General features: G+C 35.2%; 23 protein-coding genes, 1 pseudogene and 1 riboswitch. Of the genes and pseudogenes, 13 read left to right on the forward strand and 11 right to left on the reverse strand.

The window, feature by feature from the left end; all coding sequences use genetic code 11:
- Positions 1–60 precede the first annotated feature (60 nt).
- The 3 genes and pseudogenes from BOQ64_RS11535 to BOQ64_RS11545 form a co-directional block, all read left to right on the forward strand.
- Positions 61–807, forward strand: a complete 747-nt coding sequence (locus BOQ64_RS11535) for a tetratricopeptide repeat protein (protein ID WP_129055391.1) — start codon at positions 61–63, stop codon at positions 805–807.
- On the forward strand, positions 807–2,546 hold the full coding sequence (locus tag BOQ64_RS11540) for a BatD family protein (protein ID WP_129055393.1): 1,740 nt from the start codon (positions 807–809) through the stop codon (positions 2,544–2,546). The genes BOQ64_RS11535 and BOQ64_RS11540 overlap by 1 nt, the downstream gene beginning before the upstream one ends.
- Positions 2,547–2,590: 44 nt before the next feature.
- Positions 2,591–3,187 (forward strand): annotated as a pseudogene (locus tag BOQ64_RS11545) (MarC family protein); the annotation flags it as partial.
- Positions 3,188–3,786: 599 nt separating this feature from the next.
- Here the strand turns inward: BOQ64_RS11545 and BOQ64_RS11550 are convergent.
- The 5 genes from BOQ64_RS11550 to BOQ64_RS11570 all read right to left on the reverse strand — a co-directional run bounded on the left by BOQ64_RS11550 (position 3,787) and on the right by BOQ64_RS11570 (position 8,429).
- Positions 3,787–4,755: a chorismate-binding protein gene (locus BOQ64_RS11550; protein WP_129055397.1), complete on the reverse strand. Its 969-nt coding sequence runs from the start codon at positions 4,753–4,755 to the stop codon at positions 3,787–3,789.
- Positions 4,756–4,979: 224 nt separating this feature from the next.
- Positions 4,980–5,408 carry a PaaI family thioesterase gene (locus BOQ64_RS11555; RefSeq protein WP_089737210.1) on the reverse strand — a complete coding sequence of 143 codons (429 nt, stop codon included), beginning with the start codon at positions 5,406–5,408 and terminating at the stop codon, positions 4,980–4,982.
- Between the two features lie 62 nt (positions 5,409–5,470).
- A complete protein-coding gene (locus BOQ64_RS11560) occupies positions 5,471–6,055 on the reverse strand; it encodes a 1-acyl-sn-glycerol-3-phosphate acyltransferase (RefSeq protein ID WP_129055399.1) in 585 nt (194 codons plus the stop codon).
- 314 nt (positions 6,056–6,369) lie between these two features.
- Positions 6,370–8,088 (reverse strand): PspC domain-containing protein, encoded by a 1,719-nt coding sequence (locus BOQ64_RS11565; RefSeq protein ID WP_129055401.1) that lies wholly within the window; start codon positions 8,086–8,088, stop codon positions 6,370–6,372.
- Positions 8,089–8,099: 11 nt separating this feature from the next.
- Entirely contained in the window at positions 8,100–8,429 is a 330-nt protein-coding gene (locus BOQ64_RS11570; protein WP_068944173.1) for a PadR family transcriptional regulator, read from the reverse strand.
- Positions 8,430–8,977: 548 nt separating this feature from the next.
- Here BOQ64_RS11570 and BOQ64_RS11575 point away from each other — a divergent pair.
- A complete protein-coding gene (locus tag BOQ64_RS11575) occupies positions 8,978–9,676 on the forward strand; it encodes an XAC2610-related protein (RefSeq protein WP_129055403.1) in 699 nt (232 codons plus the stop codon).
- Position 9,677: 1 nt separating this feature from the next.
- Positions 9,678–10,268, forward strand: a complete 591-nt coding sequence (locus BOQ64_RS11580; protein ID WP_129055405.1) for an HD domain-containing protein — start codon at positions 9,678–9,680, stop codon at positions 10,266–10,268.
- A gap of 50 nt (positions 10,269–10,318) precedes the next feature.
- Here the strand turns inward: BOQ64_RS11580 and BOQ64_RS11585 are convergent, their stop codons facing one another.
- The 4 genes from BOQ64_RS11585 to BOQ64_RS11600 form a co-directional block, all read right to left on the reverse strand.
- Entirely contained in the window at positions 10,319–10,702 is a 384-nt protein-coding gene (locus tag BOQ64_RS11585; RefSeq protein ID WP_045499671.1) for an acyl-CoA thioesterase, read from the reverse strand.
- Positions 10,703–10,817: 115 nt separating this feature from the next.
- Positions 10,818–10,999: riboswitch (cobalamin riboswitch) on the reverse strand.
- A 32-nt stretch (positions 11,000–11,031) separates the two neighbouring features.
- Positions 11,032–11,829, reverse strand: coding sequence for a hypothetical protein (locus BOQ64_RS11590; RefSeq protein ID WP_228448332.1), 798 nt, complete (start codon positions 11,827–11,829; stop codon positions 11,032–11,034).
- A gap of 189 nt (positions 11,830–12,018) precedes the next feature.
- A complete protein-coding gene (locus tag BOQ64_RS11595; protein ID WP_129055408.1) occupies positions 12,019–12,681 on the reverse strand; it encodes a hypothetical protein in 663 nt (220 codons plus the stop codon).
- A 137-nt stretch (positions 12,682–12,818) separates the two neighbouring features.
- On the reverse strand, positions 12,819–14,966 hold the full coding sequence (locus BOQ64_RS11600; protein WP_129055410.1) for an endonuclease MutS2: 2,148 nt from the start codon (positions 14,964–14,966) through the stop codon (positions 12,819–12,821).
- 127 nt (positions 14,967–15,093) lie between these two features.
- Here BOQ64_RS11600 and BOQ64_RS11605 point away from each other — a divergent pair, with 127 nt between their 5' ends.
- Together BOQ64_RS11605 and BOQ64_RS11610 are read left to right on the forward strand one after the other, a co-directional pair.
- Positions 15,094–15,606, forward strand: coding sequence for a GNAT family N-acetyltransferase (locus tag BOQ64_RS11605; RefSeq protein ID WP_129055412.1), 513 nt, complete (start codon positions 15,094–15,096; stop codon positions 15,604–15,606).
- A gap of 122 nt (positions 15,607–15,728) precedes the next feature.
- A complete protein-coding gene (locus BOQ64_RS11610) occupies positions 15,729–16,370 on the forward strand; it encodes a uracil-DNA glycosylase (RefSeq protein ID WP_129055414.1) in 642 nt (213 codons plus the stop codon).
- Here the strand turns inward: BOQ64_RS11610 and BOQ64_RS11615 are convergent.
- Complete coding sequence (locus BOQ64_RS11615) at positions 16,357–16,854, reverse strand: hypothetical protein (RefSeq protein ID WP_129055416.1); 498 nt, start codon at positions 16,852–16,854, stop codon at positions 16,357–16,359. The two genes, BOQ64_RS11610 and BOQ64_RS11615, sit on opposite strands and share 14 nt — an antisense overlap.
- A 19-nt stretch (positions 16,855–16,873) precedes the next feature.
- The gene (locus BOQ64_RS11620) at positions 16,874–17,365 is read right to left on the reverse strand and encodes a DUF456 domain-containing protein (protein ID WP_123872277.1); all 492 of its coding nucleotides are present in this window, start codon (positions 17,363–17,365) and stop codon (positions 16,874–16,876) included.
- Positions 17,366–17,539: 174 nt separating this feature from the next.
- Here BOQ64_RS11620 and BOQ64_RS11625 point away from each other — a divergent pair, with 174 nt between their 5' ends.
- The 6 genes from BOQ64_RS11625 to BOQ64_RS11650 all read left to right on the forward strand — a co-directional run bounded on the left by BOQ64_RS11625 (position 17,540) and on the right by BOQ64_RS11650 (position 22,913).
- Positions 17,540–18,802 carry a mechanosensitive ion channel family protein gene (locus BOQ64_RS11625; protein ID WP_129055418.1) on the forward strand — a complete coding sequence of 421 codons (1,263 nt, stop codon included), beginning with the start codon at positions 17,540–17,542 and terminating at the stop codon, positions 18,800–18,802.
- Positions 18,803–18,947: 145 nt separating this feature from the next.
- Positions 18,948–19,667, forward strand: a complete 720-nt coding sequence (locus BOQ64_RS11630; protein ID WP_129055420.1) for a pyridoxine 5'-phosphate synthase — start codon at positions 18,948–18,950, stop codon at positions 19,665–19,667.
- A gap of 90 nt (positions 19,668–19,757) precedes the next feature.
- Entirely contained in the window at positions 19,758–20,537 is a 780-nt protein-coding gene (locus BOQ64_RS11635; RefSeq protein WP_129055422.1) for an alpha/beta fold hydrolase, read from the forward strand.
- A 114-nt stretch (positions 20,538–20,651) separates the two neighbouring features.
- A complete protein-coding gene (locus BOQ64_RS11640; RefSeq protein WP_129055424.1) occupies positions 20,652–20,870 on the forward strand; it encodes a microviridin/marinostatin family tricyclic proteinase inhibitor in 219 nt (72 codons plus the stop codon).
- 89 nt (positions 20,871–20,959) lie between these two features.
- Positions 20,960–21,916, forward strand: a complete 957-nt coding sequence (locus BOQ64_RS11645) for an MvdC/MvdD family ATP grasp protein (protein ID WP_129055426.1) — start codon at positions 20,960–20,962, stop codon at positions 21,914–21,916.
- Positions 21,909–22,913 (forward strand): MvdD family ATP-grasp ribosomal peptide maturase, encoded by a 1,005-nt coding sequence (locus BOQ64_RS11650; RefSeq protein WP_129055428.1) that lies wholly within the window; start codon positions 21,909–21,911, stop codon positions 22,911–22,913. The genes BOQ64_RS11645 and BOQ64_RS11650 overlap by 8 nt, the downstream gene beginning before the upstream one ends.
- Positions 22,914–22,993 lie beyond the last annotated feature (80 nt).

Genomic DNA, 22,993 nt, shown 5'->3' on the forward strand with positions numbered 1-22,993 from the left:
ACCCAATTTTAACAAATAAAACTCTGTTTCTTAACATATAAAGGAATAATTTTGCAGGTAATGAATACTAAAACCATATTTTTATCGTTAATAGTTGCTTTCTCGTTCTCAGGCTTCATGTTTGGGCAGGAAAACTACAGAACTTTGGTTCATGAAGGCAATCAGAAATTTGACGGTAAAGACTATGATGGAGCGTCTTCCAAATATATGGAAGCTGTAAAATCCAATGATAAAGATTTTACGGCCCATTATAATATGGGGAATGCTCTGTATAAAAGTAAAAAGTATGAAGAAGCAAAAGCAGAGTTTGAAAAAGCACAACAGCTCTCACAGACTCTTCCAGATAAAGCGGCTGCCCTTCATAATTTAGGAAATACCTACATGCAGATGAATCAGCCGGAAAAAGCGGCAGATTATTATAAAAAATCGCTTAAACAAAATCCCTACAGCGAAGCTACCCGTAAGAATTATGAAATTGCCAAGCTAAAGGAAAAAGAAAAGCAGCAAAACAAAAACGATCAGAATAAATCCGGACAGGGCGGCGGTAGCGGTAATGATCAGAACAAAGGAGAAGATCAGAAAGGCGATAAAAAAGACCAAAAGCAGGATCAGGGAAATGGTCAGCAAAACGAAGGTAAAAGTGATCAGGGCAACCCTCAGAAGGATCAGAATAATGAAGGTAGAATGCCAAAGAATCTTGAAAATCAGCTCTTAGATAAAATAAACGAAAAAGAAAAAGAAACCGCCAGAAGAATTTTAAACAAAAATTCTTATTCGATGCCCGAAAGCAACGAGAAAGATTGGTGATGAAAGACAAATTGATTTACATATTGCTTACTTTAGCATCCGTAATTACTTACGGACAGGTAAATCTTTCTCTTGATGCTGATAAAAATGAATATGGAGGTAAGGATATTGTAAATCTTACCATTGTTCTTGAATTGAATGGAAGTGACCTTGTTCAGCAGACTGGTTTTCAGCTTCCGGACCTTTCTAAATTCAATATTATAGGTAGCGGATCTGTAACCAATACAGTGATTGATCCTGCAACCAATACGCTTATTACTCAAAAAGTATCCAGAATTGCCCTTGAACCTAAGAAAAAAGGAAAGATCAAAATTGGATCAGTACTGGTTACCGTCAATAACAAAATCTATAAAACCGAACCTTTCGACGTTAATATCCGTGATATTGTTGAGAAGAAATCCTTAGCCAGCAATACCTCCAGTGAGGTATATCTGAATATGGAAATAGAAGACAGGGATGTATATCAGGATCAGCCAACCATTGCTGTTCTGAAAGTATATTCCAGAAATATGGATAATCTCAGAAAAGTAAAGAATATCCGTCTTCCACAACAGGAAAACATCAACGTACATCCTATTAATTTCACTAAATCAGAAATTGATCCGTCTGATAACGGAAATATGGCATCCCAGGTATTGGCGATGTTTATGGTATTCCCGAATGAGGCAGGATATGTTGAGGTTCCAGGGGTATCTGCCTCTGTAAATTCCTATTCCAATAAAAATAAAATTGTTTCCAATAAAGTAAAGATTAATGTTAGAAAGCTTCCGGAAGGAGCTCCTGATGGTTTTACAAATGCAGTAGGAAATTTTAATGTAAGTGTTTATAATACCACCAAAGAAAAGCCTGAGGCGAAAAAACCATTAAATGTTGTAGTAAAGGTTACGGGAGAAGGAAACTTACCGGATTTGATACTGCCAAAAATTGCAGCCTCTCCGGATTATGAAGTTTTTGCACCAAAAATCACTTCAAAAGTTGCTCCGGGTACTTATGGAATAAAAGGAGAAGTTTTGGCCAACTATGTAGTAATTCCTAATAAATCAGGTGCAATTTCTATTAAAACGGAACCTTTTGCTTTCTTTAATCCTGAAAACAGAGAGTACGTGGATATGGGGCAGAAAATACTGGATGTAAATGCACTTTCTCATGATCAGGTAATGGAATCCCGCTCTACAGTAGAGAAGGTAAATGAATATACCAATAACCTTTTGGAGACCGTAGACACTCCGGTTTTAAAAACCACATCATTTAAAGTAAAAGAAAAAAGTAAATTCCACTGGAATATTCTTTTAGCCAATATTGCCATTCTTTTAGGCTTATTTGTTGTTTATCTGTTATTTAAGACTTGGCAAAAAAAACGTACATTAGTTAGGGAAACCGTATCTCAAAAACCTCTGGGTTCTGTGGCTGAAACAGAAAAGGAAATCAGAGAGTTGCTGAAAACGGATATCAACGATTATTTTGGTTATCTGGAAAATCTTAAAGATAATGGCGAGTATGAAAAGTTCTTTGTTACATTGGAAGAGCTGGATCAGGAAGTGAGAAACCAGTATTTTCAAGGTTCTATAGGGGAGTTTAAGACTTTTCTTGAAAAGCACAAAGGTTCTTCTGTTGCTGAACAATATGCAAGACTGCAGCAGAAAATTCAGATGGAGAAATATTCTCCTGTGAAATCTCATGATGGTATAGAAGAACTTTTGAAAACAATTGTTAATTTATATTCACAAATTAGCAAATAGTCAGTTTATTTTCATATTTTTGCGAAATTTTTAATTACAAAGAGATGGAAATTTTTGATGGTTTCTCTTTTAAAGAGATCGTTACCAGCTTTATGGTTCTTTTTGCCGTTATCGATATTATCGGCTCAGTTCCCATTATAGTAAGCCTTCAGCAGAAGTTCGGAAAGATAGAAGCGGGTAAGGCTGCTATTACTGCCGGAGCAATTATGATTGTTTTCCTGTTTGTAGGAAATAAAATTCTAAAGCTTATTGGAGTGGATGTAAATTCCTTTGCAATTGCCGGTGCATTTGTGATTTTTGTCATAGCACTGGAAATGATTTTGGGAATTGAAATCAATAAAACAACCGAAGCAAAGGCTGCGTCTATCGTACCCATCGCATTTCCACTGGTTGCAGGTGCCGGAACTTTAACAACAGCATTATCCCTCAGAGCTGAATTTCATGATATTAATATTATTTGCGGAATTATTCTTAATACAATTTTCGTATATTTGGTGCTGAAATCAGCGAAATGGTTGGAGCAGAAAATAGGAGATGCTACTTTGATGATTCTTCAGAAAGTTTTCGGTATTATCCTTTTAGCGATTTCAATTAAATTATTCACTGCAAATTTTGCCCAATTGGTGCTGAATTATGTTAATTTTAAAATTATGAAGAAGTTTTATAAAGTATTTTTAGTACTGTTCATCGTTTTCATCGCTATTAATTTATATGCTATCAACTGGCAGAATGATCTTATCGCTGATGAAGACAACATTAAGTTTGTATTTTCTGCATCAGCTGCTGCAATAGGTCTTATCCTGCTTTTTGTAATGGATACCTGGAGCCGAATTGGTGTAAAGAAGTAAATTAAATATTTATATAGATATAGCCTCTTTCTTTTTGAAGGAGGTTTTTTTATGGATAAAAGATAAAAGATAAAAGATAAAAGATAAAAGATATTGTCGTTAAATAACTATATTGATTATCTAATTATCCATTAGGACATCAACATCAATAGGGGTGGGCTTTAGCCCAGCCGGACCAATAAAACATCAAATTCTATTGGCTTTAGCCAAAACATATTATTGAAACACAAATAGCACCAATTGTTTCACAAATATCACAAAAATCAAAGCGTATAAAATGCATATTTTGTCATTCAGAACAAATCTAAATGCGATTTATCCTGTTATTTTTTCTAAATATGATAACCAAATACACTACAGAAATAGATCTGTGGTAAATAAAATCTTCTTAATTAAGAAACAACCAGGTTTTTTAAAATTGCTTCAGATTTCAGTTCCGTTTCTGTCCATTCCTTTTCCGGATTACTTTGAGCGGTAATACCACCGCCAACAAAAACATGTACGGAATCTTTATACAGTCTTGCACATCTAAGATTTACAAAATAAAGAATGCTATCTTCTGTTTCTACCTTGATATAACCGGCATAAAATTCACGGGGGAATTTCTCATATTTTCGGATATTTTCATTGCAGAAATCCTTAGGGATACCACAAACTGCCGGAGTAGGATGAAGATCCTGGATTAGGTTGTCAAGATCATCAGGTTTTATAGTTGTTTTAAAATCTGTACGGAGATGTTTGATATTCCCGGAAATATGGTCATACGTTTTAGATTGCAGCACTTTATCTGAATAGTTTTTAAGAATATTCTGAATGTAAGACGTAACAGGTTTCTGTTCTTCAATTTCTTTTTCCGTCCATTCTTCAGTTGTGGGAAGAGTTCCTGCCAGTGCCATGGTTTCAAACTCATGAGTTGTTTTATTAAACTTACCTAATACTTCCGAAAAAGCTCCCATCCACGCATTTTTCCCATCATTAAACAAGTATCTGAAAGCATTTGGATAAGTTTTACATAAGTTATCAAAACTTGCTGTATAATCTATTCTATCGAAGTCTGTAAAAATATTTCTTCTGGAATACACCAATTTGGGAAGATCATTTTCTTTAATAACTTCAATGACCTGTTGTAAAGTATTGCAATATTCTTCTTTGGTTTCAGCTCTGGAACCCGTTTTATCTTCTGTTAATGTTTCGTTGGTAATCGAAATATTATTAAACTTTGCAGGATCAATCCTGATGATATTTCCATTAAAGCTGATATGGCTCAGGCTGTCATAAGAATAAAATTTAACAGCGTTTTTATCAGTTGTTTCCTCTACAGTGTGCAATCCTTCGTTGAAGGGAAGTTTGAAATAAATCATGAGCTATGAACGGATTTTGAAAATCATTAACCTGAAATTATATAGGAAATTCCAAAGTTAATTTTCCTTTCTGCAAAGGTATTATTAGTCTTAAAGATGTCAAAATTATAGGAGCTGTTTTTTAAGGAAACATTGTTTTATAATACAGAAAATAAAAGGTTGCAGTAAGGATATAAAAAAAGCCCAAAAATTTTTTGAGCTTTTAGTTTTTATGGATGTTCAACCTATCTATTAATGATATTATTGGTCATTGTAGTATGGTTGATGAGTGTTCCTTTTTCATCTCTGATTTCAATTTCAGAAACGTGCATTGTTTTTCCTTTTCTGATGAAGCGTGCAGTAGCTGTTACTATTCCATCTTTTTTACTTCTTAGGTGATTGGAGTTGATATTGGTACCTACACCATAATATTTATCACCGTCAATAAAAATATTAGACAGGCTTGAACCAAGGGTTTCTGCCAATACGCAGCTTGCTCCTCCGTGCATGATTCCGAAAGGCTGGTGTGTTCTTGGTAATACAGGCATGGTAGCAGTAAGGGTTTCATTTTCAAGATCTATATCAATGAATTTGATTTCCATTGCTTTTGCCAGGGTTTCTCCACCCCAGTTATTGATGAATGCTAATATTTCTTCTTTTGTCTGACCTTTCATTTTTAAAATAGATAAGAGATGATTGATAAATGATGATGTAAAATATAAGTTATTTACTTTTATTATTCTCCAGTACCCATGATATTTGGATTCCAATTTTCAGGAACCTTAGGTACGATATCGTTTTTCACATAATAATCCTGAATTTCCTGCATGATTTCAGAAAACGGAACGGATGCTATTCTTTCATAAGGAATGGTATAGCCCAGGTATACGATATTTCTTTTGAAATCTCCTGCTGCCAGTACAATAGGTACTTTTGCAGCCATCGCCATATGATAGAATCCTTTTCTCCATTTCGGAACCCAGCTTCTTGTTCCTTCCGGAGTAATCACAAGACTGAAATCTTCTTTGGCAAATTGGTTGGCTACAAAATTCACAAGATCATTTTTCTGACTTCTGTCGATACCAATCCCCCCAAGTCCTTTTACAACACTGCCATACCATGCTTTGGTGTGGGCATCTTTAATGATGATCTTTAAAGGCTTATTCAGAGACCAGTAGGCAAAGTTTCCTAAAATGTATTCCATATTATGAGTATGTGGTGCTACCACCAGAATACATCTGTTCAGGACGTTAACATCGCCTTGTAGAACGACTTTCCATCCTAATAATTTTAACATCAGTTTGCCTATCAGCTTTTTCATAGATTCTTGGATTAAAAACAAAAAAGTATAACCAATTTGGTTATACTTTTACAAATATATTGAAAATATTATTGCTCTTAAAACAAACCGTTGATTAAATCTACGATTTTCATTACGAATTCCATTGCAAACTGTATCATAATAAGAGTGTTTTTAGTGTTGGTTGGTTATTAAATTTTAACGATACGAAATTAAAACAATTTTTCCATATGGGGAACTAAATGTTAAATTTTTTTCACTTTTCTGAGAGAAGAATGGTGTGAATTTCAAACGGTTGCTTTCCATTCACACCTTCTACCACTCTCTGTAGTTAATTATTTAGTTTGTATGGATATTTCGTTTTTTCCGTCTTTTATTTTGATGTCCACATCTTTGTTAATCTTTTTAATATCAGATGCTACGGAATCAATAACTTTCTTAGCCTGGTTATTAGGAACTTTTTTACCGTTAATGATAACACTGTCTTTATCATCAGAGTTGTATTCTATGCTGGAACCGTTTACTGTAATCTTATTTTTTTCGATTCTGATTCCGTTGTGGTTTTCATCTCTGTCCTGGTCGTCATCATTCATACCATCTCCGTTCAGGTCTCCGTCAAAATCAATTCTGTCTTTTTTAACAGGAATTACGATTGTACTTTGAGGAACTACAAGTTCATAATTTACTCTGTAATCTCTGAATCTGTGCTCATAAGGGTACTTAATGTAGTTTGGAAGCATTACTTTATTATCTATCACCTCTACCGGTACTGCTACCTGAATTGGGAAATTATAACCGTTTCCTTCTTTTTTGATGATTAAGTAAGGAGTCTTTACTTCCGGTTTTCTTGTTACTTCTACAGAGATATAATCTTCTTCATACACTGATTTTTTATCAGAATAAATGTCATCATCATAGGCTTTGTAACTTTGAGGAATACTTACCTGTTTTACATCTACATATACTGTATCTGATGTAGTATTGATGGCTACATTTTCAATGTCCTCCTTACTGCCTTTGTAGATCAGGTTTTTCTTAGCCATACTGATTCCGAAATAAGTTCCCAGTCCGATAAGAAGCAGGAATAATCCACCCACTACCCATCCAAGATTTCTCAGTTTTGTTTTTGGTGAGAATATCTTAATACTTAATAAGCTGAAAAGAATAGCAGGAATCAAGCTTCCTATAATCATGATGGCTGCCAGTACTTTATCCAGACCGTTGTCATCCATATAGAATCTGATCTGATTGGCTCCAGGGAAATCTGTATCCATTCCGAAAAGGGCAAATAATACAAATACTCCAATAATACTTCCTACAGCCATCAATACTGAGAATGCTCCGATAATATATTTGAATACATTCCAGATTCCACTTCCGGCATTGTCAATGTAAGGTTTGTTTTCGTTGTAGATTTCTCCGACCCTCTGAGTAGATTCATTGGCAAACTGTACCAATTTATTAGACTCATTCTTAAGATTGTCGAAGTTCATAGGCTTTCCCTGCATCTTCAGGAAATCTGAAGCGGTTTGTGCTTTTGGAAGTACCAGCCAAAGGATCAGATAAAGCAGTAGGATTACTAATGCGCTTCCTGCTGCAGGAATCATCACTAAGAAAACAACTACCCAGATAATTCTCATAGCAGTAATATCCATTCCTACGTAATGAGCTAAACCTGCACAAACACCCGCGATTTTCTGCTTTTCAGGATCACGGAATAATTGTTTTTTGTCTGAATAATTTCCACCTGTATTGGTATTCTTAGTTGTATTTTTTTCAGAAAAATAAGCTTCTTCCTGTTCTTCAATTTTCTCAGGAGTTCCGATCTGTGCGATTACCTTTTCTACATCGGTATCGTTAATTACTTCACGTTTTCCCAGTGAGTCTCTGAAGATCTCCACCATTCTTATTTCTATGTCATGCATTACCTCATCTGCTTCTGAAGCATCCAGTGAGCTTCTCAGAGCGTTCAGGTAATCGCTGAGCTTTATATATGCGTGTTCTTCTATTGTAAAAGAAAAACCTGCGAGTCCTATTGAGAGTGTCTTGTTCATAGCTTTGTTTTTTAATGTTGTTGAGTGATTTGGTTTACTGAAGCTGTAAGCTCATTCCACGTATTGAGAAGTTCATCCAGGAAAAGTTTTCCTTTTTCTGTGATCTGATAATATTTTCTGGGTGGTCCGCCTGTTGACTCTTCCCATCTGTAAGAGAGAAACTCTCCGTTTTTAAGTCTTGTGAGAAGAGGATAGAGGGTCCCTTCCACTACATCCAGTTTTCCTTTTTTCAGTTCGTCAATAAGATCAGAAACATACATTTCGCGATTATTGATGAGACTTAGAATACAGAATTCCAGAATTCCTTTTCGCATTTGCGCTTTGGTATTTTCAGTATTCATCTTTGATAAGTTTTGTTAATTAAGGTTATATTTTTAGAATGTTGCTCCTAGCTAGTTGAGCCTATTCTAATTTTACATTACAAAGATATGTAAATTAAATGGTATTATGCAATACAAAGTAGTGAAATTTTGAAAATAAAATAATTAATATATTGATAATCAGGTTAATAAATTTCAACTTAAATTTTTGATCATCTTGATTTAAGAGAAAGAAGCTTTGAAAAAGTTTAAAAAATTGATGAAATTTTGAAAATATGAGAGTAAAAAGACTAAAAATCAGGGTTCTTTTTAAAGTGAAAATTTTCAGGATGGATGGCAAAACAGAGAAAAAACATCCCGAGGCAAAATAATAGCTTAAGGCTATTGTGTTATTTGTGAAAAGCATTTGCACAATTAGTGTTTAAACCGAAAGTAGTTGGTCATAACTTCTTCTAGACTCATCATTTATTATGTTTCTAACCGCATTTGAGTTTTGAAATCGGTATTATGATTCGTATTTTTGTTTGGAAGTTTTTTATAAAACATTTGAATCCAATATTACTACGAACATGAATATTTTGAATTATTACAGGAGTTTATCCGCTTTTATATTACTAGGTCCATTATGCTTTGGGCAATATCAGTTTGAAGTGAAAGATGCCTCTAAAAATTATGATGCCATTATCAGTATAGACAATTGTTTTGATGACCAATGTATGGATAGAGGAACCGTGGAATTATTTAATAACAATAACAGCAAAGTACAGACTTTTACATCAGATAACTTGGTGCTGTATCTTGGAAAAGGACAGAGACTGGAGCGTGGGAAAGTAATCCCATTAGCAAAAGAACAGAGCCCTCTTATTTTTGGTGACTTTAATTTTGACGGAACCGAAGATCTTGCTATAAGAAACGGCAATATGGGAAATTACAGTTCCGCATCTTATGATGTGTATGTATTTAACAGTACCAGAATGGCTTTTGTTAAAAGTAAAGAACTTACAGAACTGGGATCGGATAATTTTGATTTTTTTGAAACAGATCCGGTTCGTAAACGTATTATTACTTCTGGAAAGGATGGGTGCTGCCGACTTTTCACCACAGAGTATGAAGTAATTCCTAATAAAGGACTTGATAGGGTTCTTGACAAAGAAGAAGACCTTACCAATGAAGATTATGTAAAAGTTACCATAAAAGAAAAGAAAAACAATAAATGGACAACCAGAACCAAGGTATATCCATCAGATCAATATAATAGAGAAAAGTAAGATGAAGATTCAGAAAGAGATCGATTTTATCCTGGCAGTTGATGCCCTGAAAAACGTACAGAGAAGAAATTACAATGCAGACGATTCCAGAAGAGAAAATACAGCAGAACACTCCTGGCAGATCGTTATTTTAGCTCAAATCCTTTATCCATATGCGAGAAACCGCGAGGAGATCAATTTATTGAGAGTGATTAGAATGCTTTCTATTCATGATCTTGTGGAGATTGAAGCTGGAGATACTTTCCTTTTTGATGAAGCTGCTATGGTAGGGAAGTTTGAAAGAGAAAAGATTTCTGCACAGAAGATTTTCGGAATTCTGGATGAACCATTACGTTCGGAATTTTTTAATCTATGGCTTGAATTTGAGGAAGAGGCTACTCCGGATGCTATTTTTGCGTGTTCTATCGACAGAATTATGCCATTCATTCTGAATTCTCATACTTCAGGAAAAAGCTGGACAGAAGCAGGGGTTACTGAAAAGCAGATCAGAAATATGTTGGAAAATGCCATTACCAGAGCTTCAGATGAAATGGGAGAGGCATTTGAAGAGTTGTTAAAAAGAAGCCTGGAAACTGGGAAGGTTGTAAAATAATGTAAGATATAAAGTTTCGGGCGGCCAAAGGCCGCCCGAAACTCTTCTATTTATAGTATCTGGATTGGTTTCTTGAATTCATCAATCGCTACAAAAGTAAAATCACCCACAATTGCTTTTTCTCTTTCGTAAGAGTACATTTGTTCCGTATAGATTTCAACGTTTACCTTCATACTGGTTTTTCCAACGTATGAAACTTTTCCGATCAGTTCTACGATAGTTCCTGCAGGAATAGGCTTTTTAAAATCGATTTTATCACTGCTTACTGTTACCACTCTTTTTCTTGCGAAACGGGTAGCAGCAATAAAGGCTACTTCATCCATCAGCTGCATGGCAGTACCTCCGAAAAGAGTATCGTAATGATTGGTTGTGTTAGGGAAAACCGCTTTGAAGATTCTGGTTTCGGCAGCTTCAATTCTTTCTTCTGTAGTCATATTTCATTATTAATTAAGGCGAAATGAAATAATATCAAAACAACAGAATAATGACAGGAACTTTGGAAATCCCTGAAACAATCCATCAGATCAATAAAACTTCAAATCGCGAAAGTTTCTTGTTTAAGAAATCGGCAGGTCTCCTGACTTGTAACATCTTTTACCTCCTTCCCATGCCTCGCACAGTGGATCTTTTGATAAAGACTTTAGTTACTTACAGTTGCGCGACAGTCCGTGATTTTCACACGGTTCCCTTTTAATCTGCGGTTATGCAGAACCAGTTTCTGTGATGAATAAGCGTAAACTTTTTCGGTGCAAAAATAATGAATTTATTCCGGATTATGATAAATAATCTGGCTGATTACTCTTCCCTTCTTGATCGTCCAAAGAGTAGTATATCTGTATTCCCCGGAACCATTGATCATATAAAGGAAAATGTTGTCATTGTCCAGAGAAGTTACTCCTATATTATTGAAGTCCATGGTTGGCTGGAACATATTTTTGATGGCCTCCCTCACAAAAACAGAACCTCTTCCAGGCTGCTGAAGTCTGATGGATTTAATTTCCGTCATCCCTTCAGGAAGATCATTTCCAATTCCCCAAGGTTTTACTTTATCAATGGTAAGAAGCTTTCCTTCGGCATCTTTTTCCTTTTTACGGTAACCGGCATTGGATGGATATACATCAATAACTACTTTACTTCTTTGAGCTGTAGGAATTTTAGGATCAGAATTATCTGTGAAGATAAGTGATCTTCCATTCTTAGACTTAGAAGGAGTATAGGCTGGCAGTTGATCCACAAAAGCAATACGTTCTTTATTTACCATTCCTTCTTTGTCAAGCGTTTCATAGCGTACAAATGGTTTGTCTTCATCCTGCTTTTCAGGATATTTGATCCAGATCCATTCCGTTTCTCCCGGAGCAGGTTTTACATAAACAAAAACATCTCCTTTACGCATACGGATTTTATCTACAATTTTTCTGTAATTATCTTTATGTACACGTACATTGGCATATCCTTCTTCAGCTTTTACAACCCCAAAAGGAACTTTATTCTGACCTTTAACGAAGGCTAAAGAAAAAAGACTGAATGCAGATAAGTAGAATGCTTTGTTTATTGAAATCATTATAACAGATTTTTAATCCCCCAAATATATAAATTAAATGCTTTTTGGATAAGTAAAATAAAAATGTATTTATTGAAAATTTTATGTATTCAAATCGCTGGGAATGAGAAAATGATTAAACTGAAGTTTATAAAAATAAAAAAAGAGCATTTGGATAAAACACTCTTTTTTATCTGTAAATACCTTCTTTTAAGGTTCTGTTCTTTGATTGGATGAATCATAAATTGCTCCCGGATCATTTTTAAGGTAATAAGAAAATACTCCATAAAATAAAAAGACCAGCAGGAATAAAGCACCACATACGTAAAAAGCGGTTCCAAAACCATAACTGATGGTCATGTTGCCTCCTAATCCCATTCCGACCTGATTGTTTCCTAATCCTTCCATTTTTGATTGGAAGGTTAAATAGAAAGTCAGTAAAGAGATCAGTCCTACTAAGGAAATAGCAATATGATACATGTATTTCTTTTTAATGCTTTTTATGACCTGAATGATAATCCCAACAATAGCTGCCAGAAAAGCAATGATAATAAGTGGACTTGGCGGAATATTTTCCTTGTCTTTTTTATTATTGGATTCGTTCAGTGGAGAGTATTCTGAGTCAGAATTGGAAGATTGATTGCCTGAATCATTTCCGAAAGCAGAGCCAAAAGGAGAACTCTTCTTCAGATTTTCCTTCATACGCTCATTCATGGCCTGTTTGGAAACACCTGTAACGAGATCAGTTCCTTTGATGGACATCAAAGTGGTATCACCGCATTTTATCAGGAAAAATGGGAAGAAAAAACATAGAATAATGACCGTATAACTTGGTATTGGAATAAGGTCTGATAATACTTTTAATGGTTTCATAAATTATTGTTTCTGTTAAAAATAGGAAAAATTATGATGATAATGTATAAAAGAAAAGAGAGCATCCTAAGACACTCTCTTCCATTATTGTATTCTGTTAATTTTCAAATTCTCAAATTAATCCATTTTCAAATTGATTAGATTCTCTCTAATTCATCTGCATCAATCGTCGTTTTGAAAGTTCCGTAATTAACAATCACCTTGTTTCTGGATATTTTTTCAATCGTTCCTACGCTGGTGCTTCCGGTAATTCGGACGCGTTGGCCTTCTTTCATCCAGATAGCACGGTCACTTTTACGTTTTTCTTCCAGCTTTTCATTGGTTTCAGCAATTTTTTCAATCACATCTTCCTTTTTAAGCTGTTGCGTAATTTTTCTTTTGACCACCTGAAGACGCTTGGTTTCATCCTTGTCAGCACCTAGCTTTCTGAACTTTTCCTGTTCAAGAAGTTTTACAAAATCCTTCACAACATCTTTTCTGGATTTTCCTTTCGTATAGCTGTCGATAAAAGCTTCAATCTTGTTTCCAAACTGAAGTTTACGATGTTCCTCTTCATAAAGCTTTTGGAAATTGAACAGTTTCTGCTGAAGCTGATCATTCAGTTTCTGAAGGTTATCACGTTTATCTTCTACAGATTCCTTTCTTTCTGCAAGATCGGTTTTCAGTTTTTCAACCTCAAATTTTTCCTGCTGCAGCTTTACAATTGTTTTATCCAGATTCACAATATCATGTTCTACCTTTTTCTTGGCAGAATGGATGATGAATCTTGGAATTTTGTTCTTTTCTGCAACTTCAAAAGTGAAGGAACTTCCTGCCTGTCCCACTTCCAGTTTATACATTGGTTCCAGCGTTTCTTCGTTGAAAAGCATTGCCGCATTCTGAGCGTTGGGAAGCTGTTCTATTACCAGTTTGATATTGGTGTAGTGCGTTGTAATGATTGCAAAACTCTTCTTGTCATAGAAAAACTCCATGAAACTTTCAGCCAAAGCACCTCCTAATTCAGGATCAGAACCTGTTCCGAACTCATCAATCAGTAAAAGCGTATCCGAATCAGCCTCACGAATGATTCCGGACATTTTCTTTAATCTTGATGAATAGGTGGATAGATGGTTTTCAATGGATTGATTATCACCAATATCAGTCATGATCTTCTCAAAGAAAAACATTTCAGATTTTGGATGAACAGGAACCAGAATACCGCTCTGAATCATCAGTTGCAGTAATCCTACAGTCTTCAATGTAATTGATTTTCCACCGGCATTAGGCCCAGAGATACAGATAATTCTGTTGTGCTCCGTTAAAGCCAGAGTCTGTGGGTGAATCGTTTTATTCTCTACCTTATTTCTTAACCATAACAAAGGATGGAAGGCATCTTTTAGCCTCAGTGTCTTATGACGGTTAATTTTAGGAAGAACACCATTGATAAGTTCTGCAAACTTAGCTTTAGCTCTTACAAGATCAAGGTCAAAAATATACACCTGATACCTCCAAAGCTGAGGTTGAAATTCTGCCAGCTCTGTGGTAAGCTGTCTTAAGACTTTATCAATTTCTTTTTTCTCTTCCTCTTCGTTTTCACGAAGCTTGAAATAATGCTTTACGACACTATCCGGCTGGATATAAGTGATAGAGCCGGTTTTTGAAATTCCCAGGGTTCTTCCCGGAACTCTTTTCTTAAATCCTGATTTTACCGCCAAAACCCTTTGGTCGTCAATAATGGTTTCCCGTATATCATCCAAAAAGTCGCTTTGTCCATACGTAGTCAGAGCACGGTTGAAATTTTCCTGAATGGCTTTTTTAGCATGCTGGATTTCTGTTCTTATCCCTTTTAATGCAGGAGAAGCCTCATTTTTCACCTCACCAAAACGGTTAAATACCTTATCAACCTTATCAATGATCTCTTTTCTGAATTCCAGTACGGAAACCTCTTCCAGTAAGGTAGGAAACGTTTCCGGCATGGTAGGGAAGAACTTCTGTAATCTTCCGATCTGTTCCGTGATGGTTTTTATTTTGATGAAAGCACTGTTTTCCAGACGGTAATTCTCAATCAGCATCAATTTCAGCTCACTTTCAATATCTTCATATTCATCAAACGGAATCGCATTTGAACTTTCAAAACTCGACAGATATTCTGACGTTTTTTTTAATGAAAGTTCCGCCTCGTCAATTTCCATCGGACGAAGTTGAAGAATTTTTTCTCTTGTTTTCGGAGAATACGCAAATGGGGAGATTTCCGCGAGCAATTGCGGAAACTCTAATTCGTCTAAATCTTCTTTATCTATATACACAGTGCAAATTTAGTGAGAATTTTGATTATTACGTATATTTGAGCGATTTACAAAATAGATTGATGAAAGAATTATTCCTTATTCTACATTTCTTCTCAGGGATTTAATGAAAATTTTTAATGAAAATATGAAACTGGAAACAGAAAGATTGCTCTTAAAAGAGATCAATGAAGGTCATACAGAAGATATTCTTCGTATCAGAAGCAATAAAGTTATCAATCAGTATGTAAAAAGGAATTCTCCAAAAAATAATTATGATGCCTTGGAATTTATTCTGCATATTAAAAGAAAAACCCAAGAGAAAGAGATCATTTTCTGGGGGATTTCATATAAAAACAGCTCCAGTCTTATCGGAACAATATGCTTGTGGAACTTTTCAGAAGACAGAAAAACTGCAGAAGTAGGGTATGAGCTGTTACCGGAATATCATAGAAAAGGGATTATGTCTGAAGCCTTAACAGCTGTTTTAGATTGTGGATTTAATGAGTTACAGTTGAAGGAGATTGTAGCTGTAACAAATAGGTTCAATGAAAACTCCGGACAGCTTCTTTTAAAACATCATTTTGTTCTTGAAGAAGATAAAAAAGACGAAGATTATCCGGATAATATTATTTTCAGCTTAAAAAAAGCAAATTACTGATAGATTTCCAGGTGTTTTTTCCTGACGTATTGTACCATTTTCTGATAAGTTATTCAAAAGAAAAGTGAAGATATTTCAACTGCGAATTATGCTTTTATTTTAATATTAATTACTTTTGCAGTATGACCTGGACAGAAATTTTAGCCCCGATAAAAAGTACGGAATATTTTACAACCCTTTGGGAAAAAGTAAAAAGCGAATATGCAACCACTAAGGTTTTTCCTCCGAAGAATCAAATCTTCAGAGCGTTGGAAATTACACCGTTTGATGATGTTGAAGTGGTAATTATCGGTCAGGATCCATATCATAATGATTATCAGGCTAATGGTTTGTGTTTTTCTGTATCTGAGCAGGTTACAGCGCCACCATCCCTTAAGAATATTTTCATCGAGTTAAAAGATGATCTTGGTGTAGTAAGAACTTCCAAAGAACTGGATGATTGGGGAAAACAGGGGGTTCTTCTGTTGAATGCAACTTTAACGGTTCGTGCCCATACCCCCAATTCTCATAAAGATCTTGGCTGGGAAACATTTACCAACTATATTATTAAAGAAATTTCGGATAAAAAAGAAAATGTAGTCTTCGTATTGTGGGGTGCTTTTGCCCAGAAAAAAGCCGAATTTATTGATCCGGCTAAGCATTTTATATTGAAATCGGCACACCCGTCACCATTTTCGGTGTACAGAGGTTTCTTTGGAAGTAAGCCTTTCTCAAAAATTAATGAATATCTTGTATCCAAAGGAAAGAAACCTATTTCGTGGTAGCATCTGATGAAGCTTCTGCTTTTTTGATATCAACAGCTATTTTATATTTTCCTTTTAACGCTTTGGCTCCTTCTGTTTTAGGATATGGAGTAACTTCCTTCAGTGTGATGGTGTAACCGTTGAAATCTGCAGACTGATGATAGTTTCTGCTTGGGAAGTCCATACTGGCAAGATTCAGAAGTACTGGTCTGGTTGCAATTCCCATCACTTCAACTTGAGCCATGGCAATTCCGGCCCACATGCAGTTTACGCCTTCAGGACAGCGGCTGTCTTCGGAAATTCCTTTGAAAGTAATATTCATCTGATAGTCTTTCAAAAATTTATTTTCTCCTTCACTCAGATAGATGATCCCTTTTTTCTGATCATCAGAGTTTGTATTAGTTGTCATTTCAGGAGTTTTTGATTCTGTTTTGGCTTTCTTTTGGGCATCGCATCCCGTTAATGCAAAAATTCCCAAACTGAATATGATGGCTTTATGAAGCATGATTTTTATTTTTTTTAAGTTAAATAATATCAAACATATTAAGAAGTACTACCAAAAACATTGCCACACCTACCACGAAACTGAATCCGGTACCATAAATAAACCCGATTAAAGCTCCTTTAGTAGACTGTAATGCCTTGTTCATATCTTTACTGTCATGAAGCATTTCTCCAATAAATACCCCTGCAAACATTCCGATAAGGAAACCTAATGGAATAGGAATAAAGATTCCAACAATAGTTCCTATTACTGAACCAATGCTTCCCCAACGGGTTCCACCGTATTTTCTGTTGGTTCTTGCAGGAATCACATAGCTTAAAACAACGGAAGCAGCTGTGAGGATTCCGAAAGCCCAGATATAGATCATCGGGAGATCAGCATCCGTCCCGAATTTATAGATCAGCAATCCGCAGATACTTAACAAAAGCCCCGGTAAAACGGGAAGAAATGTACCCAGTATTCCTACAAACAATAAAATAAGACAGAGAATATTAATAACAGTTGTATCCATTCTTTTAAATATAAACGAAGATATGAAACCTATATGATTCAACAAATAGGGCCAATTGTGAAAATGCAGATTTTACAGGTTTGAAAAATAAATTTATAAACAGTTTTTAAATTTGGGCTGAAAATTGATTGTGAATAGTAACATCATCATCCTTAATTTTATAAATTTGCCGTAATGAAAGATGAAATACAAGATACCAGAGATTTTCTGCAGAATATCAGTGATCAGATCCATTATTTTGTAAGGGATCATGTATATCCTGATCTGGCACTTCCGATTCAGATTATGCTGAAATTTATATTTCTGGCAGGGATGATTTATATTTTGGATTTTGTTTTTAAATTCATAGTCAATACTATTTTTAAATTCTTTTTTGATAAAGAAAAATACCCTGTTTTAAAATCAATCTATGATTCAAGAATTACCAATTCTGTAGTTCACTTAGGAGCGTTGAATTTTGCAGGATATGCATTGTTTTCGGTTTTCTATAGACATCCTAAAAGCTTTGCGTTACTGGAGATGATTGTAGGAGTAGCTACTATTTTTGTGATAGCAGGGCTGTTATTCCGAGCATTAACTGCTTTTAGAAATTATTTTGTGATTAAGCAGGATTTTTATAAGATTATGACGCTTAATGCTATTTCGGAAAGTGTAAAAATATTTGGGATTTTCGTGCTTTCTGTAATAGGAATCTGTCTGATTTTTGGAATTAAAGGGGGGACAATCTTAGGGAGCCTTGGGGCAATAACAGCAGTGTTGGTACTTGTTTTCAGAGATACCATTCTGGGATTTGTAACTGGTATTCACGTGGCTACATCTAAGAATTTGAAAGTAGGAGACTGGATCAGTATTCCAAAATATAGCATAGAAGGAAATATTACTGAAATAAGCCTTCTGACTACAAAAATCACGAATTTTGATAAAACGGTTTCTACCATTCCTACTTATGATTTTCTGACAACGGAAATCAAGAATATGCAGGTGATGTCTGAATCCAATAACAGAAGAATCAAGAAATCTATTTATTTTAATATCAATTCTTTTAAGTTTCTTACCGAAGAGGATATTGAACGTTTAAAAGAAATTAACCTTATTGCAGATTATCTTGAACAGAAAAGGGTTGAAATAAAAAGTGAAAAAGAAAGTCTGAGCAATAATGATAAAACCATTAATGGTAGACAGTTAACCAATATCGGGGTTTTCAGATATTATGCACAGAAATATATAGAAAATGATCCTGATGTAGAGAAAAATGCAACCAGAATGGTTCGCCAGCTGGAAATTACCCCGCAAGGACTTCCGCTTGAGATCTATTGTTTCGCCAATGATTCCAAATGGGAACATTTTGAACAGATTCAGGCTGATATTTTCGATCATTTGCTGGTAGCATCCAAAGAGTTTGAACTTCAGGTGATGCAGGTAAGTGTTAAAGTATAAAAAGAGAGTTAAGATCTCTAAAAAAATAAATTCAATTTAAGTGATAATGGAATTAGAACACCTTAAAGAGGTCGTAAGCCTGGATAAACTTCCAGCTTCTGCCTTCCATCTTCTAACTTCTGTTATCTAACATCTAAATATAAAAATGACAAAACTAAGCGTAAACATCAATAAGATTGCGACATTAAGAAATGCAAGAGGAAGTGAAACACCAAGTGTGACAGAAGCTGCTGTAAAGATTCAGGAATTCGGGGGACAGGGTATTACAATCCATCCAAGACCGGATGAGAGGCATATTACAAGAAAGGATGTCTATGATCTGAAGCCATTGGTGACGACTGAGTTTAATATCGAAGGAAATCCACATCAGTCCTTTATTGATATGGTACTGGAAGTAAAACCTGAGCAGGTAACTTTGGTTCCGGATGCTGATGATGCCATTACTTCCAATGCAGGATGGGATACCAAAAAACACCTGGATTATCTTACAGAAATCATTGCAGCATTTAAAAATGCAGGTATCCGTACATCTATTTTTCTTGATCCTTTACCTGAGTTGGTAGAATATGCAGCCAAGACAGGTGCAGACAGAATTGAGCTGTATACGGAAGCGTACGCAAAAAACTATTTGTCTAATAAGGAGCAGGCGATCAAACCTTACTATGATACTGCTGTTGTGGCTAATGAATTTGGTTTGGGAATCAATGCAGGACATGATCTTAGCCTTGAAAACCTTAAATATTTTGCCGATACTATTCCAAATTTATTAGAAGTGTCTATTGGGCATGCTCTAGTCTCAGAAGCTTTATATATGGGCCTAGAAAATACGGTTCAGTCTTATTTGAAGAGATTGGCAAAATGGTAAAATAGATGGCAGATGAAGGATTGGGACCTTACTGCAGTAGCTGGTCTCCATCCTCTGTAATCTGTATCTGAAATCTGTTATTTTAAAAATATGGAAATCTTAAACTCAAAAATATTTGGCGAAGGTTCAGCCGCTACGCCGCTTTTAGTATTTCACGGATTGTTTGGAATGCTTGATAACTGGGGAAGCTTCGGGAAAGATCTTGGAGAATATCTTCCGGTACACCTTATTGATCTTAGAAACCACGGAAGAAGTTTTCATTCTGATGATATGTCTCACGATGATCTTGCCGATGACATTGCCCGCTATATGGAGCATTACGGTATTCAGAAAGCTCATGTTTTAGGACATTCTCTGGGTGGGAAAGCTGTGATGCAGTTTGCTATAAAATATCCTGAGAAAGTGGAAAAGCTGATTGTCGTAGATATTTCACCAAAAGCTTATCCGCCACATCATCAGGGAATCATCAAAGCCCTTGAAACGGTAGATTTTAATACCGTAGGTTCAAGGAATGACGTGGAAGCTGTTTTGAATCAGTATATTCCTGAAAAATCAACAATACAGTTTCTAACAAAGAATCTGTATTGGGATGATAACAAAAAGCTGAACTGGAGATTCAATCTTAAAACACTGTCTGAAAAGTATAATGAATTCGTATCTAATGCTATTAAATTTGGTGTTTTTGAAGGAGAAACATTATTTATAGCAGGAGAAAAGTCTAATTATATTTTGCCGCAGGATGAATATGGGATCAAGCAGCAGTTTCCAAAAGCTAAGATTGTAACCGTTAAAAATGCAGGACATTGGGTTCAGGCTGAAAATCCTGTTGATTTTGCTGTTGTTGTTAAGCAATTCCTTGGTTTGGATTAATAATTTACTATGTGTTTTGATAATATGTTAAAATTATCTTAAAATATTGAAATATTTCTCCATAAGTTGAAAAGTTTGTATATTCGATTGTCAAATAAACAAACATATTAACTTATGGAAAACAAAAACTCAAAAAAGAAACCGTTTTTTGCAACATTTCTTGAGAAACAATTAAAAGATCCTGAAACAGTAAAAGGGGGTGGAGATATTACAATCCCAGAGAGGGATGTGATTACAAAGCCTATTTTAGACGATGCAACATCTAAATTAAATGATATGGAGCATACGATGAAATATCCGTCTGATGGTGATGATGATGCTATTTTACTATAAAATGATTATTTTAAAGTAATATATTAATAAAATTGTAACAAAAGGGGAAACTTAACATGTTAAGTTTCCTTTTTTAATAAAGTCGGCAAATGATTCTCTGTATTACTCATTCACAGGATTTTTATACCATTGATCGTTTCTTTCAGTACCTCTCTTCTAAAAATATTCCCTGTTTCAGATTGAACTCGGATCGTTTGAATCATCTTCAAAAAATAAGTATCAGTGAGAACTCATTTGAAATCACAGATGAATACGGAAATGTACTGCATTCAGATGATATTAAAGGCATATGGCACAGGAAAGCATGGCGGCTCAGTGTTCCTGAAGAATTGGACCGGGAGTATGAAAAAATATTTCTGAATGAATATGCCAGTCTCCGCTATAATCTGTTTACGCAATTAGAGCATCTTCCCTGGATTAATCCTTATGAAAATGAGAAGAAAATTGATGGAAATAAAATGCTTCAGCTGAAAATTGCCCAACAGAATCACTTGGTTATTCCACCCACAGTTTTTACGAATGACGAAGAGAAAGTAAAAGAATTTTTTGAAGAGCATTGCTCAGGAAAAGCCATTGCTAAACTTCATGGGGTAACTCGGAAAACAATGAGTGGCGAAAATCTGATTTCCACCATGGTGATTGAGCAGGAAACACTGGAGAATCTTTCTGATATTATCTATTGTCCTATGATTTTTCAGCCTTATATTGATAAAGAATATGAATTGAGGATCATGTATGTGGATGGAGAATTTTTTACAGGAAAGATTAATAACAGTGATCATGCAGATTGGAGAGTAAGTCATGAAGACTATTTTTGGACGGCGTATCAACTGCCTGATGATATCAAAATCAATCTGAGTGCTATGATGAAGGAAATGGGGTTGTACATGGGAGCTATTGATATGATCCGGGGAAAAGACGGAAAATATTATTTCCTGGAAGTTAATCCACAAGGTGAATGGGGGATGCTTCAAAAAGAGCTGGAGTTTCCTATTGCAGAAAGAATTGCCGATAATCTTATTAAAAGAACCAATACCCATGAATAAAATTCTAATTATAACACATACTGCAGATAATTTTTCCATTGAAAAAGTAACAGAATATATTAAAGAGAATAATTGTGAAGTCATTCGTTTTGACGTTGATCTGTATCCTTTACAGAATAAGCTGTCAACCGTTTTCGAGGATGGAAAATGGATGACAATGCTTGAAACATCAGAGAGGAAACACCGTTTGGATGATATTTCGGCAGTCTGGTACCGCCGGGCTTACAATATAGGAAAAGGACTGAAGGAGGAAATGGATGCTAAATTCTTTGGTGCAGCTATGGGAGAGATCCGTAATACCTTATTTGGATTTTTTGAATCTATTGATACCTATTCATTAGGGAAACCAAGTGTTTACAGAAGACTCGACAGTAAAGAAGAACAACTTAAAATAGCTCAGAAAATTGGACTTACCATTCCGGAAACCTGCCTTACTAATAATCCTGAAGAAGCAAAACAGTTTATTCTGAAACATCAGAATGTAGTTGCCAAGATGCAGACCGGTTTTGCCATCTATGAAAATGGAGTGGAAAATGTAGTCTTTACCAATGTGGTGAGTGAAGAAAAACTCGAAGAACTGGATTCATTACTGTATTGTCCGATGCAGTTTCAGAAAATGATCCAAAAGAAAAAAGAACTTCGGATAACCATTGTAGGGAGAGATGTTTATGCCTTTGAAGTAGATTCCCAACAGTTTGAAGATGCTAAAGTGGACTGGAGAAAAGATGGAGTTAATCTGCTTGATAAATGGACACAGACAGAATTACCGGCAGAGGTTGAAAAAAAGCTTCTGGAACTACTTGATATTTATAATGTAGACTATGGGGCAATAGATATGATCGTTTCTCCTGAAGATGACTATTATTTCATCGAGATCAATGCTGCAGGAGAATTTTTCTGGCTGGATAATCTTACGGAAGGAAACGTTATCTCCAAAAGTATTGCAGATGTCCTGTGCGATAAAGCTCCGAGAAGAGACAATATTGTGATGGTATAAATGATTAATTTTTTATATAGTGGCTCTGGAGGTTTTAAAGCTTTCGGGGCTTTTTTTTACCATTTCGTCAAATCTTTTAG

Source organism: Chryseobacterium sp. CH25, from assembly GCF_004119455.1.
GTDB lineage: Bacteria > Bacteroidota > Bacteroidia > Flavobacteriales > Weeksellaceae > Chryseobacterium.

Bases quoted from the DNA above. Each gene is read 5' to 3' on its own strand.
- BOQ64_RS11535 (WP_129055391.1), top strand. From the start codon at position 61: ATGAATACTAAAACCATATTTTTATCGTTAATAGTTGCTTTCTCGTTC.
- BOQ64_RS11540 (WP_129055393.1), top strand. From the start codon at position 807: ATGAAAGACAAATTGATTTACATATTGCTTACTTTAGCATCCGTAATT.
- BOQ64_RS11550 (WP_129055397.1), bottom strand. From the start codon at position 4,755: ATGATTTATTTCAAACTTCCCTTCAACGAAGGATTGCACACTGTAGAG.
- BOQ64_RS11555 (WP_089737210.1), bottom strand. From the start codon at position 5,408: ATGAAAGGTCAGACAAAAGAAGAAATATTAGCATTCATCAATAACTGG.
- BOQ64_RS11560 (WP_129055399.1), bottom strand. From the start codon at position 6,055: ATGAAAAAGCTGATAGGCAAACTGATGTTAAAATTATTAGGATGGAAA.
- BOQ64_RS11565 (WP_129055401.1), bottom strand. From the start codon at position 8,088: ATGAACAAGACACTCTCAATAGGACTCGCAGGTTTTTCTTTTACAATA.
- BOQ64_RS11570 (WP_068944173.1), bottom strand. From the start codon at position 8,429: ATGAATACTGAAAATACCAAAGCGCAAATGCGAAAAGGAATTCTGGAA.
- BOQ64_RS11575 (WP_129055403.1), top strand. From the start codon at position 8,978: ATGAATATTTTGAATTATTACAGGAGTTTATCCGCTTTTATATTACTA.
- BOQ64_RS11580 (WP_129055405.1), top strand. From the start codon at position 9,678: ATGAAGATTCAGAAAGAGATCGATTTTATCCTGGCAGTTGATGCCCTG.
- BOQ64_RS11585 (WP_045499671.1), bottom strand. From the start codon at position 10,702: ATGACTACAGAAGAAAGAATTGAAGCTGCCGAAACCAGAATCTTCAAA.
- BOQ64_RS11590 (WP_228448332.1), bottom strand. From the start codon at position 11,829: ATGATTTCAATAAACAAAGCATTCTACTTATCTGCATTCAGTCTTTTT.
- BOQ64_RS11595 (WP_129055408.1), bottom strand. From the start codon at position 12,681: ATGAAACCATTAAAAGTATTATCAGACCTTATTCCAATACCAAGTTAT.
- BOQ64_RS11605 (WP_129055412.1), top strand. From the start codon at position 15,094: ATGAAACTGGAAACAGAAAGATTGCTCTTAAAAGAGATCAATGAAGGT.
- BOQ64_RS11610 (WP_129055414.1), top strand. From the start codon at position 15,729: ATGACCTGGACAGAAATTTTAGCCCCGATAAAAAGTACGGAATATTTT.
- BOQ64_RS11615 (WP_129055416.1), bottom strand. From the start codon at position 16,854: ATGCTTCATAAAGCCATCATATTCAGTTTGGGAATTTTTGCATTAACG.
- BOQ64_RS11620 (WP_123872277.1), bottom strand. From the start codon at position 17,365: ATGGATACAACTGTTATTAATATTCTCTGTCTTATTTTATTGTTTGTA.
- BOQ64_RS11625 (WP_129055418.1), top strand. From the start codon at position 17,540: ATGAAAGATGAAATACAAGATACCAGAGATTTTCTGCAGAATATCAGT.
- BOQ64_RS11630 (WP_129055420.1), top strand. From the start codon at position 18,948: ATGACAAAACTAAGCGTAAACATCAATAAGATTGCGACATTAAGAAAT.
- BOQ64_RS11635 (WP_129055422.1), top strand. From the start codon at position 19,758: ATGGAAATCTTAAACTCAAAAATATTTGGCGAAGGTTCAGCCGCTACG.
- BOQ64_RS11640 (WP_129055424.1), top strand. From the start codon at position 20,652: ATGGAAAACAAAAACTCAAAAAAGAAACCGTTTTTTGCAACATTTCTT.
- BOQ64_RS11645 (WP_129055426.1), top strand. From the start codon at position 20,960: ATGATTCTCTGTATTACTCATTCACAGGATTTTTATACCATTGATCGT.
- BOQ64_RS11650 (WP_129055428.1), top strand. From the start codon at position 21,909: ATGAATAAAATTCTAATTATAACACATACTGCAGATAATTTTTCCATT.